The organism is Chitinophagales bacterium (assembly GCA_020635995.1).
Classification (GTDB): domain Bacteria; phylum Bacteroidota; class Bacteroidia; order Chitinophagales; family UBA8649; genus JAFMKE01.
Genome location: JACJYS010000001.1, coordinates 539,151 through 556,195 on the forward strand (window position 1 = coordinate 539,151; position 17,045 = coordinate 556,195).

Sequence of the window (17,045 nt, forward strand, 5' to 3'; positions counted from 1 at the left end):
ACAAGTTTAAATCGTCATTCCGCAATTTCGGTTGAAAATCGGAATATGCGGAATCTCTTTCAAGGAATGAAAATAATAGCTATAATTCCACTATTATTTTCATGTGTTTTTGCTCAAAATTTAAGCATTACTTTAGATAAAGATACCATACTTATAGGTGACCATATCAACTTAGATATTACCATAAAAAATACTAATAACGATAAAGTACTTTTTCCTGTTTTTGCAGATTCTATAAGCACTTTTGATGTTATAAACAGCTACCCTATAGACACTTTAAGCGATGGATATAACAAGCGATACAGCATAACGCAATTTAATGCAGGAAACTATCAATTTGGGCAAATTCCTACAGTGGTGGTTCATAGCAATGGTGTGATGGATACTTTGTATTCTAACAATGTAAATTTAGTGGTTAACACTATAGAAGTAGATACTACACAAGCTATTAAGTCTATAAAAACCGTAAAATCTTTGCCTTTTCCGTGGAAAGAATTTTTGAAAAAATGGGGTATTCCTCTATTGCTTTTACTCATTGCTTTAGGCGTTTTGATTTATTATATAGCCAAACGCAAAAAACTTTTTGTGAAAGAAGAAAAGCCAAAAACTATGCTTGATTTTTATGAAGAAGCATTGCAAAAATTAGACGAAATAGATCAAAAGAAAATGTGGCAAAACGACCAAATTAAAGAATATTATTTTGGTATTTCGGAGGTGATGCGTACCTATTTAGAAGGTAGATTTGGCATAAACGCCATGGAAAGTACTACGGATGAGATTAAGGACGAGTTATTTTTAGAAACAGGGTTAAAAAATAAAGTAACAGATATTTTAGCACAAGCAGATTTAGCCAAATTTGCCAAATTTAAACCACTTAATGATGAAAACATGAGTGTAATGAAAAAAGCTAAAGATTTTGTGCGACATACAAAACCTAAAGAAATAAAAAAAGAAGATGTTTAGCGGTTGGTACGATATACATTTTGCACATCCAAATTTACTTTGGTTGTTAGCTGTTTTGGCAGTATTAGCCGGCTTGTGGTTTTATTTTAGATACAAAAAAAACTATGGAAGCATGCAGGTGCCCAGCCTTAGTATGTTTAAAGATTATACTTCTTTAAAAGCTATGCTTTTGCCGTTATTGCCCATCTTAAGATTTTTAGCTCTTGCCGCCATAATAGTAGCTTTAGCTCGCCCTCAGTCTTCCTCTACACAGCACCGTATAAGTTCTTATGGTATAGATATGGTTATATCTATGGACGTATCTGCCAGTATGCTGGCACAAGATTTTAAACCCGATAGGCTTGAAGCCGCTAAAGATGTGGCATCGCAGTTTATAGAACAAAGAACAAATGATAGAATAGGTTTGGTTATTTTTTCGGGAGAAAGTTTTACTCAAGTTCCCATTACTACCGACCATAAAATAGTGCAAAGTCAGCTACAGAAAATAAGAAATGGCGTGCTTGAAGATGGAACAGCTATAGGTATGGGTATTGGTACTGCTGTAAACAGGCTAAAAGATAGCAAAGCAAAAAGTAAGGTTATTATTATAATGACAGACGGTGTTAATAATACAGGGTTAGTTGACCCACTTATGGCAACAGAAGCCGCTATGCAATACGGCATTAAAATTTATACCATAGGTATAGGCACTAAAGGGAAAGCCTATATGCCGGCATACAAACTACCTGATGGAAGCATACAATACGATTATTTAGACGTGGATATAGATGAAGCATTAATGCGGAAAATAGCTGAAATGACAGGCGGTAAATATTACAGGGCTACAGATAAAAAGAGCCTCAAAGAGGTGTATAAAGAAATAGATCAACTGGAAAAAACAGAAATAGAATCTTCACAATCGGTAAGAGTGGCAGAATTGTTTTATCCTTGGGCGGCACTTGCCTTGTTATTAATAGCAGTAGAGCAAATTTTAAAATACACTTTGCTTAGAACCTTCCCTTAATGCCACAAATTTGTAAAACACATTGATTTTCAATACTTTTGCAGTTTATTAAAACAAAGAAAAATTTATGGACAAATTAAAAGAAATTTTTAATTCTATTAATACTTATTTAAGTGAATACGGCTTTGTAGCCAAAATAGTGTATGCTTTAGCTCTCTTAATTATTGGATGGTTGACAGTAAACTTAATAGTAAATCTAATAGGAAAATTATTAAAGAAAAGAAACTTTGATGAAACGTTATTACCTTTTATTAAAAGCTTGGTACTGTGGCTATTAAGAGTAGCCTTACTAATTTCTGTAGCGGGGATAGTGGGTATAGAAACGGCTTCGTTTATAGCTATATTGGGAGCTGTAGGTTTTGCTATAGGTATGGCTATGCAAGGAGCTTTAGGAAATTTAGCCGGAGGAGCTTTAATTTTAATTTTTAGACCATATAAAGTAGGCGATTTAATAGAAAGTCAAGGCAGATTAGGCGTAGTAAAAGAAATACAGATATTTACTACCATATTGTTAAGTCCGGAAAATAAAACGATTATTTTACCCAATGGGCCTGTGGCTAATAATGATATTGTTAACTATACTGTAGAGGGTGTTATAAGAGTAGATTGCAGTGTAGGTATAGCCTATCATGAAGACATAGCTAAAGCAAAAGAGGTGCTTATGAAAGTTTTAGAAAGCGATGAAGATGTGCTTAAAACACCAGCTCCTTTTGTGGGCGTTTCTGAGTTGGCAGGTAGTTCTATTGACTTAGCTGTGAGAGGTTATGCTAAACCGGCTAAGTATTGGGATGTGTTTTTTAGAGTTAATGAAAATATGAAAATAGCTCTGGACAAAGCAGGAATTGAAATACCATTTTCTCAAATGGATGTTACGATTAAAAAATAATGTATCTTTAGCACTTATTTTTAACAATTAAAACTAAAAACTATGGGAATGTTAAAGGAATTTAAAGAATTTGCCATGAAAGGCAATTTGGTAGATATGGCTATAGCCTTTGTAATGGGCGGTGCTTTTGCTAAAGTAACCAGTTCATTTATTGATGGCTTAGTTATGCCTCCAATTAGTTTGCTTACAGGCGGTGGCTTAGAGGGCAAAATAGTATTGAGAGATGCTGTTTTAGATGCCGCTGGAGCTGTTACTACTCCAGAAGTAGCCATGACTTATGGTGCTTTTTTGAGTGCTGTAATTAATTTTATTGTAGTAGCTTTTGTAATGTTTCTTGTAATTAAAGCAATAAACAAAACCAAAAAAGCCGAAGAGCCTGCTCCACCGGCTGGTCCTTCTGACAATGATTTACTTACAGAAATTAGAGATTTACTTAAAAAGTAATAGCAATTAAACAACTTAAAAAGCCCCAAGAAATTGGGGCTTTTTTTATAAAGACAGACAAGGTAGGGTTATGCCAATTGTTCATTTATACCTGAGTTCGGTTAAGATTTACTCCCGTAACTCAAAGCACGCACTAAATCTTCATCTAACTGAGGAAGTTTGCTGCGTTGCACTAAAAAAGAGGTTAAATCTGCTATTTCTTTAAAAATATAATGTTTGTTTAATGCTGCTTGCAAGTAATCTTTGCCTGTGCTACCACCAGTACCCACTCTGGCACCTATCATGCGGTGTACCATATTGATGTGTCTAAAACGCCAAGTAGCCATTTGCTCGTCTATATCTAATAATAAATTTAGCAACTGGTAAGGCATTTGCAATAATGGATAATCTCTGTACAGCATAATAAATAGTGCCGCTCTATTGGCTTTTGCCGATAATCTTCTACCTAAATTATTATTGTCATTTAAGCATATTTCTTTAAATTTTTCTACATTGTTTTTTTCTGAATCGGACAGGCTATTATCGTAAGTTTTTAAATAGTCTTGCCAAAATACATGCAAAGATTCGTCTGTATTATCGTATCTTTTTATAAAACTGTCCCAATATTCATCTCCTGCCCAAAAAGGCATACGCTCTAACCAAGTGTTTATTTGTTCTATAAATGTTACTTCATTTTCTAACGATTCAATATAGGCTTTATCTTTAGGTTTAAGTTGAGAAGTGTAATATTGTTTGCCAAATCTTTCTTCCATACGCAAGCCCAGCATGGCTTCTACTTGTTTAAACTGTATGCTTTGAAAACCCGAAGCCGGACGCAATAAATCTCTATAGTCTAAAAAATCTAAAGGAGTCATGGTTTCTAAAATATCAATTTGCTTTACGGCAACTTCTAATATTTTAACTACACGCTTTAAGCGGTGTACTACCACTTGTAGGTCTGGCGAAGAATCGGCTATGGAAGGCTTACTAAATACTTTGTGTGCCGATTTTATTTCGTGCAATATTTGCTTAAACCAAAGTTCATACGATTGATGAATGATAATAAAAAGCATTTCGTCATGAGCTTCATTGCCGTGCAAAGCACTTTCGGGTTGCTGTGCGTTTAAAATCTTATCTAATTGTAGGTATTCGGGATAATAAACTCCTTTATATTCCATATTTTAAAAGGTTTGATGAGGTGTAAAGATACGATTATTACTTTTAATTTGATTTACTTAATATCTCGTAATAATAATTTTCATAAATAGGCAGTATGTTTTTTATGTCAAATTTTCTGGCATGAGCTACGGCTCGCTGCTTGTATTCAAGAAGTGTATCGCAATCAATTAAAATTTTAATAGCGTTATTTGCCATTTCTTCAATATTGCCTACATCACTTAAAAATCCTGTTTTTCCTTGTATATTTATTTCCGGTATTCCTCCGGTATTGCTTGATACCACAGGAACTTCACAAGCCATGGCTTCTAAAGCTGCTAATCCAAAACTTTCGCTTTCTGAAGGCATTAAATACAAATCGGCAATAGCCAATAATTCTTCTACGGCATCTTGCTTGCCTAAAAATAATACATCTTTTTCTACTTTTAAATCTCTTGCCAACTGTTCGGCATAGGCTCTTTCCGGACCATCGCCAACCAGCAAAAGTTTTGCCGGCATTTTCTTTACTACTTTTTCAAAAATTTTAATGGTATCTTCTACTCGTTTTACTTTTCTAAAGTTTGAAGTATGAATTAATACACGCTCTTCATTGGGAGCTATTGCTTTTTTAAAATGTGCTTTATCTAATTTAGTAAAACGGTCAAAATCTATAAAATTGGGTATTACCCTTATGTCTTTTTTTATTTCAAAATTTTTGTAGGTATCGTTTTTTAAACTTTCCGATACCGTTGTTATTCCGTCAGATTGATTAATAGAAAAAGCTACAACACTTCTGTATGCAGGTGCTTTGCCTACTAAAGTTATATCTGTGCCGTGCAAGGTGGTTATAACAGGTATGTTAACGCCTTTTTCTTTAAGTATTTGCTTAGCTATATATGCTGCCGAAGCGTGGGGAATAGCATAATGAACGTGCAATAAATCTAACTGCTGGTATTTTACTATATCTACCATATTAGAGGCTAATGCAGTTTCGTAAGGAGGATACTCAAATAAAGCATAGTTTTGAAAACTCACTTCGTGAAAAAAAGTATTAGGCTGAAAAACATCTAAACGCGGTGGACGCGAATAGGTAATAAAATGCACCTGATGACCCTCTTTAGCTAAAGCAATGCCCAACTCTGTAGCCACTACACCGCTACCGCCATAAGTAGGGTAGCAAACTATGCCTATTTTCATTTTTTTCATTTGTTTAAAATATTTACTTATACCAACCCATTTCTTTTATATATCGTTCCACTTCTTTGGGTACTAAATAAGTAATGGGTTTATTATCTTTAAGTTGTTCTCTTATATACGAGGCAGAAAGCAATATTTGTGGCGTTTCTAATATTTTTATATTTTCAGCATATTTTTTTTCGTCTAAATTAGTGCCGGATCTGTTATATACATATATAGTATAGTCTTTTATTAGCACATCGGCATTTTTCCATTTGTGTAATGTAGGCAAATTATCGCCACCCATTATTAACGAAAATTCGTAGCCGGGATATTTTTCTTTTAAATAAACTAAAGTATCTATGGTATAAGAAGGTTTGGGTAAATTAAATTCTATATCGCAAGCTCTTAGTTTATCGTTATCTTCTATGGCAATATTTACTAAATGTAGTCTGTCGTATTCAGAAAGTAATCCGGCTTTGTTTTTAAAAGGGTTTTGTGGCGAAACTACCAGCCATACTTCATCTAAATTAGTATAATGAGCCATGTGGTTAGCTATAAACAAATGCCCTGTATGTACAGGATTAAAAGAACCAAAAAATAAACCTACTTTCAAATTATTTTATTTTTCTGTTGATAAAACTAACAAAAGAGCTAACAAATATAAATGTTTAAAATTTCGTTGTAAATAAAAGCAAGAAATATTAACAAGTAAATTATTTTTGCTTCGCTTTTATGGAAAAGTACTTTAACCTACATCTTAAATATGCTTTTATAGCAATTGTTCTTTTAGTGGCTATTATGTATGTTTCGCTATTACCTAAAATAGAACTGCCTAAAACAAACATTTTTCAAGCAGATAAAATTGTTCATTTTAGTATGTATTTCATTTTAAGTGTAGCTTTATTTAAAGGATTTTTTAACGTTAATCTTAAAAAATCTTTGACATTTGCATGTGTTTTGTCATTTTTATATGGATTTATTGTAGAAATTTTGCAATATTCTTTAACAAGTACTAGAATGTTTGATGTTTTTGATATATTCGCAAATGGAATGGGTGCAATATTTGCATATTTGATAGTAAGTAAATATCTTTAAACCGTTAATTAAAAAAATTATGTTACAATTAGGATTAGTATTAGCCGGAATCATTGTAGGAATTATAGTGGCAGGTTATTTTATAGCAAATTTTTTGCTATCGGGTGGGAAAAGCCTAAGCCAGATTGCTGATAAGTACAAAGGAACTGAAGAGGCTAAATCGGTATTTTTAAAAAAATATGCCGAAGCAGATTTATCTAATGTTCGTACTGCCATATTAGCATTTGGAGCTATTGCGGCATTTTCTTCATCTATTTATGCTTTAAGCTGGAGAGATAAACCCGAGAAAGTTCAGGCATTAGAAATGGAAGTGGTAGAGGATGATTTTGAAATAGAACCACCTCAAACAGAGCAAGTAAAACCACCGCCACCACCGCCACCGCCACCAGAAATTCAAGTGGTAGAAGATGACGTTATTTTAGAGGACGAACCGGAAATTCAAGAAGTAGAAATTGAAGAAGATGAAGTAATTGAGGTTCCTGAAGTAATAGAAGAAGAAGAGCAAGTGGTAGAGCAAGAAATTTTTACCATAGTGGAGGATATGCCTAAATTTAAAGGTTGCGAAAATTTAAAAGGTACAGAAGCCGACCAATGCACACACAAAGGCATTCAAACTTTTATTAAAAACAACTTTGATTATCCGAAAATAGCTGTAGAAAACGATATAGAAGGAAAAGTTTATGTACGGTTTGTGGTTGACCCTAAAGGAAAAGTTACAGACGTAACTGTAGCCAAAGGAGCTGACAAATTGTTAAACGATGCGGCTGTTGCATTAATAAACAAAATGCCACCGTTTACACCTGGTAAACAAAGAGGAAAAGCTGTAAAAGTACAGTATGTAATTCCTATTAGTTATCAGTTGCAGTAAAATTTGATAGATTAATTTTTTGAAAAGCCTAAGCAGAAGTGTTTAGGCTTTTTTGTGAAAAAAGCGAGATATATGAAATTATACCAATTGTCAACACAAAATAGACTATACTATTTTAGGTTGGTATTATAAACCACCTTTATTGAGATGGCGGATAAGGTCATTCGTTCCTCATGCCTTTCCGCCATGACAGTTTACGCTTTATGTTGATTCGTCATTACGATGAGTGTAATCTCTTACTTTATTGAGATTGCCACAAAAATTATTCCTCCGTCATAATTTTCTCGCAAAGACGAGTACCTGTTGATTCGTCTTGCTGACGGTAGGAAGCATCTCTTTTTTTAGATACAAGATGTAATACCAATTAAGATTGGTATTAAACCCCATAAATTTTGCCGTACTTATTTTCAGCATATTGCATAAAATAGCTAAAGTTTAGTGGTTCGCCAGTTGCCTTTTTGCATAAATCGTTTGAGTAGTAAAATCTACCATATTGATGTACATTTTTTCTTAACCAATTCAAGACATTGCTTAAATTATTGTTTTCTATATCGTTTTGATAATTAGCTAATTCTGTATGTATTTTGGCATCAAACTGTGCGGTATAAAAACTACCTAATGAGTATGTAGGGAAATAGCCAAAACTGCCATGACTCCAATGTATATCTTGCAGTATTCCTTTGCTATCGTTAGGAACATCTATGTTTAAATACTCTTTATATTTTGCATTCCACGCTTCTTTGGCGTCTTTTACATTTAAAGTACCTTCTATTAGTTGCTTTTCTAACTCGTAGCGTATCATTATATGAAAATGGTACGTCAATTCGTCAGCATCTGTTCTTATTAAAGAAGGTTTAACTATGTTAATGGCTTTATAAAATTCATCTAAACTAACTTTAGCAAAAGCATCGGGGAATACTTTTTGTAAATCTTGATAATTGGCTTTCCAAAAACTAAATGACCGCCCTAAGTTGTTTTCATAAAACCTTGATTGACTTTCATGTATGCCTAAAGAAACTGCTTCGCCACAAGGTAAGCCATATTCTTCAGCAGGTAATCCTTGTTCATATAAAGCATGACCACCTTCGTGTATGCAACTCCACAGCATATCGTAAAAATTGCTTTCGTCTATTCGGGTGGTTACCCGCACATCTTGCGGACTAAAAGTAGTAGTAAATGGGTGTGCAGAAATATCTTGCCTTCCGGCATCCATATCGTAGCCCATTTTTTTTAGTATTTCTATGCCAAAATTCCATTGTTTATCCTTATCAAAATGTCCGTACATAAAACTATCATCTACTTGTTGAGCAGCCATAATTTTATTTAATAATGGTTGTAGTTTTTGTCTAACATCAGCAAACAAAATATCTATATCTGCTACTTTAGCATTAGGTTCGTAATCATCCATTAAAGCATCGTAAGGATGCTGTTCATATCCTACAATATCTGCTTTTTTACGCTGTAAATCAATGATTTGTCCAAGCTCTTTTTCAAAAAGTTTAAAATTATTTTCTTTTTTAGCAGTCATCCAAGCGTGGTAAGCATTAGAAATAGCGTTAGAAAGTTCTACAATAAAACTACCGGGTATTTTTTTAAGTTTTTCAATGTCTATTTTTAAAAGTTCAACATTTCGTTTTTCCGTTTCAGAAAGATTTTTGGTGTCAATTTTATAAAGCAAATCATTATATTCTTTAGCTGTAAATTTATTGTGAGCTAATTCACTTAAAGTGGCTATTTGCTGTGCTCTAAACTGTTTTCCTTTAGGAGGCATATAGGTTTCTTGATCCCAACTTAGCACACTTAAAGCATACTTAATGTCAGCAATTTTAGAATTTTGAGCTTTAAGTTCTTGATATAAATTATTCATTGTAAAAAAAATGCTTTTGATTTGTTGGAAAATAAATGTAAATTTATACCTTTATAGCTTAAGAACTTAACTAAACCTATCAACATGAAAAAAAATTACCTTTTTTTAGCATTTTTTTCCCTTGCAATTTTTGGACTAAAAGCTCAAGATGTACACTTTTCGCAGTATTATACTTTTGCACAAGCCTTAAACCCTGCATTAACCGGAAATTTTGATGGCTCATATAGAGTAGCTGTCATTTATAGAAACCAATGGAGCTCATTTTTAAATAAAAATGCGTTTGTTACGCCAGGTGCTGCTGTTGATTTACCTTTGTTTGAAGGGCAATTAAAACACGATAAACTCGGTTTGGGTATAATGTTTTATAATGATAGAATAGGAGAAGCTTCGTTAACTACCAATAATGTAGCATTATCATTAGCTTATCATAAAGGATTGGGAAAGCAAGGAAATCATAGAATATCATTGGGTGCTCAGGTGGCTTTTGTGCAAAGAGGAATGGATAGAGATAGTTATGTTTTTTATGATCAATTTGATGTTATTAGCCATAGCGGAATGGGAACAAGTCAAGAATTTGATGTAAATTCTTTTGACAGAGGTTCTTTCTTTTATTTTGATTATAATTTTGGATTATACTGGAAATCTAAATTTACTAAACGATTTGGTATGCAAGGTGGATTTGCAGTTTCTCACATGAGTCAGCCAAAACAATGGTTTATTTCAGAAAACAATAACATATATTTACATAGAAAATATCAGGGAGATTTAGGTTTACAAATATTTTTAGATAAAAATTTAAAATTAGCTTTAGAGCCGGATGTGTTATATCAAAAACAAGGCGAAGCCCAAATGATATTAGCAGGAGGTGCTTTGGGGTATTACTTTAACTCTGGATTTAGAAACAAAACAAGTATTCATGTAGGTTCAAGATATAGAATAAGTCCTGTAAATGGAGATGCTGTGGTAGTATTAACACAAGTAGAATTTAGAAACTTTAGAGTAGGAGGTTCTTATGATGTTAATTTATCTAATTTGAAAAATTCATCAAACTTAAAAGGAGCATTTGAAGTATCATTAACCTACACAGGCGAAAGTATAAGAAGCTTTAAAGCTAATAAGTCATTACCGGCACGTAGATTCTAAACCTAAAACATTCCTCTTTTATGAAAAAAATTGTAGCAATACTTATTGGTGCTTTGTTTATAAGTTCTTTTACTTTTGCCCAAATAGATAAAGAAAAAGCATTAAAGCCACGAGTTGAACAAAAGTTGGCGGATTTACTATATGCTCAAAGCCATTATTATTCGGCATCGGAGTATTACAAAGAAGTTATTAGGTCAAAACCAGAGTGGCGTTATCCAAGATATTGGTTAGCTATGTCAACATTAAAAGCTAATGACTATGAAAACGCAGTTAAATACTTTAAAAGTTTTGACCAGCAAAGATTACCCGATAAAAAGAAAAAAATTAAACGAATAGAAAAGGAAAATAAGGAAATTTATGGATTATCTGACTATTACTATGGTGTGGCTTTAAAACACGTAGGGCAGTATGACGATGCCATAAAAAGATTTCAAAAGTTTAAATCTGCTTACGATTTAAAAGATAAAGATGAGTGGTCTAAAAAAGCATTAAATGAAATAAAAGGAGCAGAATGGGCTATTGCTAATCCAGGTACTAAAAAAGTAAAAGTTAAATCTTTGGGCGATTTAATAAATACAGGCTATGAAGATGCAGGACCAATGCCCATTAATGATTCTACAATGTACTATACTTCATTGCAAGAAAATGATTTAATATTTGTAAATAATAGAAAAGATATTCCTCCTTATAGATTATATCAATCTACTAAAGTAGATGGACAATGGCAAAAAGGAAAAGAACTGCCTACTGTTTTGCAGGATAAAAAATTTGGGACAACTAATGCCGCTTTATCAGAAGATGGCAATAGACTTTATTTCTGCAAATGTTATAATAATGAGATTGATGAAATAATATGTAACATGTTTTTATCGGAAAAAACAAAAGGTGGCAAATGGGGCGAAGCTGTTAAATTGAACGAATCTATAAATAATCCAAAATATACAAGTACACAGCCTACAGTAAGATCTTCTGGCGATGATATGGAGATAGTTTACTTTGTGAGCGATAGAGAAGGTGGTGTAGGCGGAATGGATATTTGGTATTTTATAAGAACCGCCAAAGGAGATTTTAAAGGTCCCAAATTGCTTAAAGGTGGAATTAACACAGTAGGTGATGAACTTACACCTTTTTATGACAACTCTAATGAGAAATTTTATTTTAGTAGTAATGGACATCCTTCTATAGGCGGGTTTGATATTTTTGCCAGTACAGAAAACGAAGAATTAGGCTGGACAGAGCCCGAAAATGTTGGTATTCCAATTAACTCTACTGCCGATGATTTATATTATAGAAGAGAAAGTGGAAAAACCAGCGGATATTTAGTGTCAAACAGAGATGGAACTACTAAAATAGACAATAAATATAGAGGAGATGATATTTACTCTTTTGAAGATTTTAAATACGGCTTAGAAGGTTTTGTATTTAAAGATGAAGGAAAAGGAGAAGAAACCGTAGAAAATGCCATTGTGAGATTATACAAACTTGATGAAAATGGAGAAGATGTACTGGTAGAAGAATTAACGGATGTTAATGAACAATACTTTTTTAAATTAAAACCAGACCAAGATTATAAAGTAGAAGTGGTAAAACCTGGGTATTCAAGTAACTATGAATATATTACTACCAAAAATATTCCTTATGAGGATACATTGAACCAAAATTTATTAGTTAACAAAACAAACGTTATAGCTTTTGGTAGTTTGTATGCAGATAATGATACACTAAAAAAGAATAAACTTGATGATGCTATATTGGTATTAAATGCTATAAATCCAGATGGTTCAAAAACTACTTTAACTACTAAAAAAATGCCGGCAGGTACATTTGATTATAAATTTGACTTAGAAATAGGTAAAAAGTATGAAATAGATGTAACAAAAGACGGCTATTTTAAAGGAGTAATACCTATAAATACAGCAGGAGTAAACTCTGATAAAATGCAAGCCGATGGCGTTTTATCAAAAATAGAAGTAGGGAAATCTTATGAGTTAGAAAATATTTTGTACGATTTTGGTAAAGCAACGTTACGTTCAGAATCTAAAGTTGTTTTAGATGATTTAGTAACTATTTTAAGAGATAATCCTTCAATTATTATAGAGTTAGCTTCGCATACTGATGCCATAGGCTCTGATGAAGCAAATTTAAAATTATCGCAGGCAAGAGCTCAAAGCTGCGTAGATTATTTAATAGAAAAGGGAATATCTAAATCAAGACTTTCTGCTAAAGGATATGGCGAAGCCAAACCAATAGCTCCAAATGAAAAACCTGACGGTAGCGATAACCCGGAAGGAAGACAGAAAAACAGAAGAACAGAGTTTAGTGTTATAGATAGTTTTTAGGTTTCATTTAGTTTTATTCATAACCTTTCTTTCCTAAAGTGCAATATTTTGGGGAATATGTGTTGTCCATATTCTTCTATAAATAAGGCAATGAATGTGCAAAAGTTGGTGTTTAATCAGCTATAATTCAAATATTTTTTTTCTATAAAAAATATGTATAATTGGTTTATATATACTATGTGCAAATTAATATGCGTTAATTTATAAAAGCATCAATATTTTCTTATTCTTTAAAAAATAAATTAAAGCTTATGAATACGCTAAAAAAAAGTATAGTATTACTCTTGTTTTCGGTTTTGTGCTTTAGTCAACTTTTAGCACAAGATTCTCTTGCCACCAAGAAAAAGCAAAGAGATATACCCCTGCGTTCTCAAGGTGGATATTTTTCATTAGGTGTTAGAAGTACCATTAGTAGTTTTTCTCATGGGAATATGAAAGGTGTGGGCATAGGTGCAGGAGGGCATTTTAGACTACAACTTATAGATAGACTAAATACCGAATGGTTTGCCGATGTTTTTTCTAATAATATTGACAATAAAGCACATCGTTTTGATTATCACATAGGGTGGAGTGTTATGTTTTATTTATTGAATCCCAACGAGTTTAATAGAAAATTTACGCCTTATATTATGGCAGGTCATTGTTTTGATTTGTCGGTAGTGAAAATAAATGGCGAAAATGGACAAAAGGCTTCTCGATTTAGTTCGGCAGTGCAAGCAGGAGTGGGATGTAGTTATAATATTAATCCAAAATTTGACATTACACTTTCTACCCAATATATGCTTCATTTAGGTGAAGAACTGGATGTACACGAACATTCAGACGGAAGTATGTTTATTGAATCGCACAAGCATGCGGGCTGGGAAGGTCATCTGCTAGTAAGTTTAAGTGTTAATTATAAAATAGTAAAGCTATGGAAACGAGAGAGAAAACAAATGTAATTATAGCATTGTGCACTGTGTTTTTGCTACAATTTTTTGTGCCTCATATTAATGCTCAAAAAATATGGGAAGTACGAAAAGGAACAATAAGGGCACAAGGAAATTTAGCTCCGGGGTATTTATTTTCTCAAAAACATTTTGCAGCTTATGTTACCGGAGATATGGATTTATTTTTAGACGACCGAGCTGCTTTTACAGGGTCAGTTTGGGTGTCTTTTAATACTGCCCCCGAAAATAAAGAGGGCTTACGGGCTAATCATTCCCTTTTTGGAGGTATGAATTACCACTTTTTAAAGCCTCAAAGATTTGACCCTTATGTGGGATTAACTCCGGGTGTGGCTTTGGTTAGGTCAGCGTATTATGACGATAGTTATACTTTAACAAAAAGTAATTTTTCTATTGCTCCACTTATTTCTTTATATACAGGTTTTAATTACTATGTGGGTAGTTTTTTTCATTTTTTTGTTAAAGCACAAGGTGTTGTAGGTCAAACATTTGGAAATGCACCAAGTCCAAGCAGGCTTGACGAATTAAAAGTTACATTAGGTTTAGGTTGGAATTTTAGAGCTTGGAAACCGAAGAAAACCGATGTATGGAAACAGAAAAAACAAAGTGTCAAAATATAAAATTTAGTGGAGTTTTTTCTCCTTAATATTGTCTAAATTATAGAATCCACCTTTGTTTACTTTTCTTTTAATTGATTGATTTATAATTAGAAAAGCAACGTTTATCATATTTCTTAATTCGCAAAGTGGAAGTGTTGTTTTATGTTTCTTATATAGTTGCTCAACTTCTTCAGATAGTTGATTTACATCTTTAGCGGCAGTTTGTAAATCTTTATTGTTTCTAATAATACCTACTTTATTTCTCATTAAAGATTGAAGTTTTTCTTTGTAATTATCTACAATGTCATTTGATAGTAATTCAGTATTGTTGTTCGTTAAATTTATAATTTCAATGGCAGAATTACTTTCTTTTTTATTGCTAAGACTTAAAAAAATATTATGAGCAAAAACAATAGCTTCTAACAATGAATTGGAAGCTAATCTGTTAGCCCCGTGCAATCCTGTTCTGCTACACTCACCACAGGCGTATAAATTTTTAATAGAGCTTTCGCCAAATTTATTTACATCTATTCCTCCGCATATATAATGAGCAACAGGAACCACAGGAATCCAATCTTTTTCAATATCAATATTTTCGCTTAAGCATTTTGAGTAAATGTTAGGGAAATGAGATTTGAATTGACTAATATTAAGATGAGTGCAATCTATATAAACACAGGAATCTCCAGAATTTTTAAGTTCGTTGTATATACTTTGCGAAACAATATCTCTTGAAGCTAATTCTGCTCTTTTATCATAGTTAAGCATAAATCTTTCGCCATTTTTATTTCTTAAATAAGCTCCAAATCCTCTTACTGCCTCTGAAATTAGGAAAGCCGTTTTATTATTTTTATCGTAAAATGCCGTAGGGTGAAATTGTACAAATTCCATATCAGAAATTTTGGCATTAATACGAAAAGCCATGGCTATACCATCTCCTGTTGCTATTATTGGGTTAGTGGTATGTCCATACACTTGCCCTATTCCACCCGTAGCTAATACGGTATTGTCTGCTTTAACAGTAATAATATTTCCCGTTTTTTGGTCTAAAATATATGCACCAAAGCAAGAAGATTTTTTAGCATTTTTACTACTTATTAAATCTACGGCAAAATGATGTGTCAGTATAGAAATATTAGGAGATAGATGTACTTGTTTTAGTAATGTTCTTTCAATTTCATAACCGGTTATATCCTTGTGGTGTAAAATTCTGTTTTCCGAATGACCGCCTTCTTTTCCTAAGTTGAAATCGCCATTATAATTTTTATCAAAATGAGTACCCCAAGTTAGCAATTCATCTAATCTTTTATTACCATCTTTAACTACCATTTCTACAATATCTCTATCGCATAAATCATCTCCGGCAATTAAGGTATCTTCTATATGTTTTTTGTAAGAATCTTTAGTTTTATCGGTTACTACAGCAATGCCACCTTGAGCATATTTAGTGTTAGATTCATCTTCATTGGCTTTGGTAACTACCGTTATTGTTCGTTCAGGAAATTTTTCTGCCAGTTTTAAAGAAAGCGTTAGCCCTGCAATACCAGAGCCTATTATTAAATAATTTGTTTCCATTTTTTATGAAAATTCTAACATTCTTTGAATAGGTACTAATGCTTTTTTTATTACTTTTTTAGGTACGGTAATTTGTGGTGTTTCATATTTTAAGCAATCATAAAGCTTTTGCATTGTATTCATTTTCATGTATTTACACTCACTGCAAGCACAAGTATTATTTTCAAATGAAGGAGCTGGTATTAGTTTAGAATTAGGAACTTCTTTTTGCATTTTATGCAAAATACCTGCTTCAGTGGCTACTATATAATTTTCATTAGGGTGCGATTTTACATAGTTTATCATACCGGCAGTAGAACCAACATAGGTTGCTAATTGAAGCACAGGCTCTTCCGATTCCGGGTGAGCAATAATAATATGTTCGGGATTTTCTTCTTTAAGTTTATGTAGTTTTTCTAACGAAAAAGCTTCATGAACCATACAACTTCCGTCCCAAATAAGCATTTTTCTTCCTGTTAGTTTTTCTATATATTTTCCAAGATTTTTATCGGGAGCAAATATAATTGGTTTGTCTTCCGGAATAGATTGTACTATTTTTAAAGCATTGGAAGATGTGCAAATAATATCGCTAAGTGCTTTAACTTCTGCTGAGCAATTAACATAAGTGATGACAAGGTGGTCAGGGTGTTCTTTAGTAAATTTCTCAAATTTATCTGGCGGACAAGAATCGGCAAGAGAGCAACCTGCGTTTAAATCGGGCAATAATACTTTTTTATTGGGATTTAAAATTTTAGCTGTTTCAGCCATAAAATGTACTCCTGCAAACACAATGGTTTCAGCATCCGTTTCCGCTGCTTTTTGCGAAAGTCCTAAACTGTCGTCTACATAATCGGCAATATCTTGTATTTCAGGTACTTGATAATAATGTGCTAATATGATAGCATTTTTTTCTTTTTTTAAAAGCTTGATTTCTTTTTTGATGTCCATTTTTAGAATAATTTATTTATAGATGTATATAAATAGAACAAATAACGGACACAAATATCTTAAATAAAACTGATAA

At 32.7% G+C, this 17,045-nt stretch carries 16 protein-coding genes; 10 read left to right on the forward strand and 6 right to left on the reverse strand.

The window, feature by feature from the left end; genetic code table 11:
* The first annotated feature begins 66 nt into the window (after nt 1-66).
* The 4 genes from H6578_02285 (at nt 67) to mscL (ending at nt 3,296) form a co-directional block, all read left to right on the forward strand.
* Entirely contained in the window at nt 67-963 is an 897-nt protein-coding gene (locus H6578_02285) for a hypothetical protein (protein MCB9225987.1), read from the forward strand.
* Complete coding sequence (locus tag H6578_02290) at nt 956-1,966, forward strand: VWA domain-containing protein (GenBank protein MCB9225988.1); 1,011 nt, start codon at nt 956-958, stop codon at nt 1,964-1,966. Before H6578_02285 ends, H6578_02290 begins: the two co-directional genes overlap by 8 nt.
* 67 nt (nt 1,967-2,033) lie before the next feature.
* On the forward strand, nt 2,034-2,852 hold the full coding sequence (locus tag H6578_02295; protein MCB9225989.1) for a mechanosensitive ion channel: 819 nt from the start codon (nt 2,034-2,036) through the stop codon (nt 2,850-2,852).
* A gap of 42 nt (nt 2,853-2,894) precedes the next feature.
* Nucleotides 2,895-3,296, forward strand: a complete 402-nt coding sequence (gene mscL / locus H6578_02300; GenBank protein MCB9225990.1) for a large conductance mechanosensitive channel protein MscL — start codon at nt 2,895-2,897, stop codon at nt 3,294-3,296.
* Nucleotides 3,297-3,397: 101 nt separating this feature from the next.
* Here mscL and H6578_02305 read toward each other — a convergent pair whose 3' ends face one another.
* From H6578_02305 to H6578_02315, 3 genes are read right to left on the reverse strand one after another with little or no spacing between them, the layout of a single operon-like run.
* Nucleotides 3,398-4,453, reverse strand: a complete 1,056-nt coding sequence (locus H6578_02305) for a tryptophan 2,3-dioxygenase (GenBank protein ID MCB9225991.1) — start codon at nt 4,451-4,453, stop codon at nt 3,398-3,400.
* Nucleotides 4,454-4,496: 43 nt separating this feature from the next.
* Entirely contained in the window at nt 4,497-5,627 is a 1,131-nt protein-coding gene (bshA, locus tag H6578_02310; protein ID MCB9225992.1) for an N-acetyl-alpha-D-glucosaminyl L-malate synthase BshA, read from the reverse strand.
* A 22-nt stretch (nt 5,628-5,649) separates the two neighbouring features.
* Complete coding sequence (locus H6578_02315) at nt 5,650-6,222, reverse strand: nicotinate-nucleotide adenylyltransferase (GenBank protein ID MCB9225993.1); 573 nt, start codon at nt 6,220-6,222, stop codon at nt 5,650-5,652.
* A gap of 119 nt (nt 6,223-6,341) precedes the next feature.
* Here H6578_02315 and H6578_02320 point away from each other — a divergent pair, with 119 nt between their 5' ends.
* The gene (locus H6578_02320) at nt 6,342-6,704 is read left to right on the forward strand and encodes a VanZ family protein (GenBank protein ID MCB9225994.1); all 363 of its coding nucleotides are present in this window, start codon (nt 6,342-6,344) and stop codon (nt 6,702-6,704) included.
* Between the two features lie 19 nt (nt 6,705-6,723).
* Nucleotides 6,724-7,572, forward strand: a complete 849-nt coding sequence (locus H6578_02325) for a TonB family protein (protein ID MCB9225995.1) — start codon at nt 6,724-6,726, stop codon at nt 7,570-7,572.
* A gap of 376 nt (nt 7,573-7,948) precedes the next feature.
* Here H6578_02325 and H6578_02330 read toward each other — a convergent pair whose 3' ends face one another.
* Nucleotides 7,949-9,439: a carboxypeptidase M32 gene (locus tag H6578_02330; protein ID MCB9225996.1), complete on the reverse strand. Its 1,491-nt coding sequence runs from the start codon at nt 9,437-9,439 to the stop codon at nt 7,949-7,951.
* 84 nt (nt 9,440-9,523) lie between these two features.
* On the opposite strand from H6578_02330, the gene H6578_02335 reads away from it, so the two are divergent.
* The 4 genes from H6578_02335 to H6578_02350 all read left to right on the forward strand — a co-directional run bounded on the left by H6578_02335 (nt 9,524) and on the right by H6578_02350 (nt 14,488).
* Nucleotides 9,524-10,582: a PorP/SprF family type IX secretion system membrane protein gene (locus H6578_02335; GenBank protein MCB9225997.1), complete on the forward strand. Its 1,059-nt coding sequence runs from the start codon at nt 9,524-9,526 to the stop codon at nt 10,580-10,582.
* 20 nt (nt 10,583-10,602) lie between these two features.
* The gene (locus tag H6578_02340) at nt 10,603-12,921 is read left to right on the forward strand and encodes an OmpA family protein (GenBank protein MCB9225998.1); all 2,319 of its coding nucleotides are present in this window, start codon (nt 10,603-10,605) and stop codon (nt 12,919-12,921) included.
* Between the two features lie 251 nt (nt 12,922-13,172).
* Nucleotides 13,173-13,862, forward strand: coding sequence for an outer membrane beta-barrel protein (locus tag H6578_02345; GenBank protein ID MCB9225999.1), 690 nt, complete (start codon nt 13,173-13,175; stop codon nt 13,860-13,862).
* The gene (locus H6578_02350; protein MCB9226000.1) at nt 13,835-14,488 is read left to right on the forward strand and encodes a hypothetical protein; all 654 of its coding nucleotides are present in this window, start codon (nt 13,835-13,837) and stop codon (nt 14,486-14,488) included. The genes H6578_02345 and H6578_02350 overlap by 28 nt, the downstream gene beginning before the upstream one ends.
* 3 nt (nt 14,489-14,491) lie before the next feature.
* On the opposite strand, the gene nadB is transcribed toward H6578_02350, so the two are convergent.
* Both nadB and nadA read right to left on the reverse strand, forming a co-directional pair.
* A complete protein-coding gene (gene nadB / locus H6578_02355) occupies nt 14,492-16,042 on the reverse strand; it encodes an L-aspartate oxidase (protein ID MCB9226001.1) in 1,551 nt (516 codons plus the stop codon).
* A gap of 3 nt (nt 16,043-16,045) precedes the next feature.
* Nucleotides 16,046-16,969, reverse strand: a complete 924-nt coding sequence (nadA, locus tag H6578_02360; GenBank protein MCB9226002.1) for a quinolinate synthase NadA — start codon at nt 16,967-16,969, stop codon at nt 16,046-16,048.
* Nucleotides 16,970-17,045: the final 76 nt, after the last annotated feature.

Excerpts from the sequence above, each read along its gene's own strand:
- H6578_02350 (MCB9226000.1), top strand. The coding sequence starts at position 13,835 with ATGGAAACGAGAGAGAAAACAAATGTAATTATAGCATTGTGCACTGTG.
- H6578_02325 (MCB9225995.1), top strand. The coding sequence starts at position 6,724 with ATGTTACAATTAGGATTAGTATTAGCCGGAATCATTGTAGGAATTATA.
- mscL (MCB9225990.1), top strand. The coding sequence starts at position 2,895 with ATGGGAATGTTAAAGGAATTTAAAGAATTTGCCATGAAAGGCAATTTG.
- H6578_02335 (MCB9225997.1), top strand. The coding sequence starts at position 9,524 with ATGAAAAAAAATTACCTTTTTTTAGCATTTTTTTCCCTTGCAATTTTT.
- H6578_02305 (MCB9225991.1), bottom strand. The coding sequence starts at position 4,453 with ATGGAATATAAAGGAGTTTATTATCCCGAATACCTACAATTAGATAAG.
- H6578_02285 (MCB9225987.1), top strand. The coding sequence starts at position 67 with ATGAAAATAATAGCTATAATTCCACTATTATTTTCATGTGTTTTTGCT.
- H6578_02330 (MCB9225996.1), bottom strand. The coding sequence starts at position 9,439 with ATGAATAATTTATATCAAGAACTTAAAGCTCAAAATTCTAAAATTGCT.
- bshA (MCB9225992.1), bottom strand. The coding sequence starts at position 5,627 with ATGAAAATAGGCATAGTTTGCTACCCTACTTATGGCGGTAGCGGTGTA.
- nadA (MCB9226002.1), bottom strand. The coding sequence starts at position 16,969 with ATGGACATCAAAAAAGAAATCAAGCTTTTAAAAAAAGAAAAAAATGCT.
- H6578_02320 (MCB9225994.1), top strand. The coding sequence starts at position 6,342 with ATGGAAAAGTACTTTAACCTACATCTTAAATATGCTTTTATAGCAATT.
- H6578_02290 (MCB9225988.1), top strand. The coding sequence starts at position 956 with ATGTTTAGCGGTTGGTACGATATACATTTTGCACATCCAAATTTACTT.
- H6578_02295 (MCB9225989.1), top strand. The coding sequence starts at position 2,034 with ATGGACAAATTAAAAGAAATTTTTAATTCTATTAATACTTATTTAAGT.
- nadB (MCB9226001.1), bottom strand. The coding sequence starts at position 16,042 with ATGGAAACAAATTATTTAATAATAGGCTCTGGTATTGCAGGGCTAACG.
- H6578_02340 (MCB9225998.1), top strand. The coding sequence starts at position 10,603 with ATGAAAAAAATTGTAGCAATACTTATTGGTGCTTTGTTTATAAGTTCT.
- H6578_02345 (MCB9225999.1), top strand. The coding sequence starts at position 13,173 with ATGAATACGCTAAAAAAAAGTATAGTATTACTCTTGTTTTCGGTTTTG.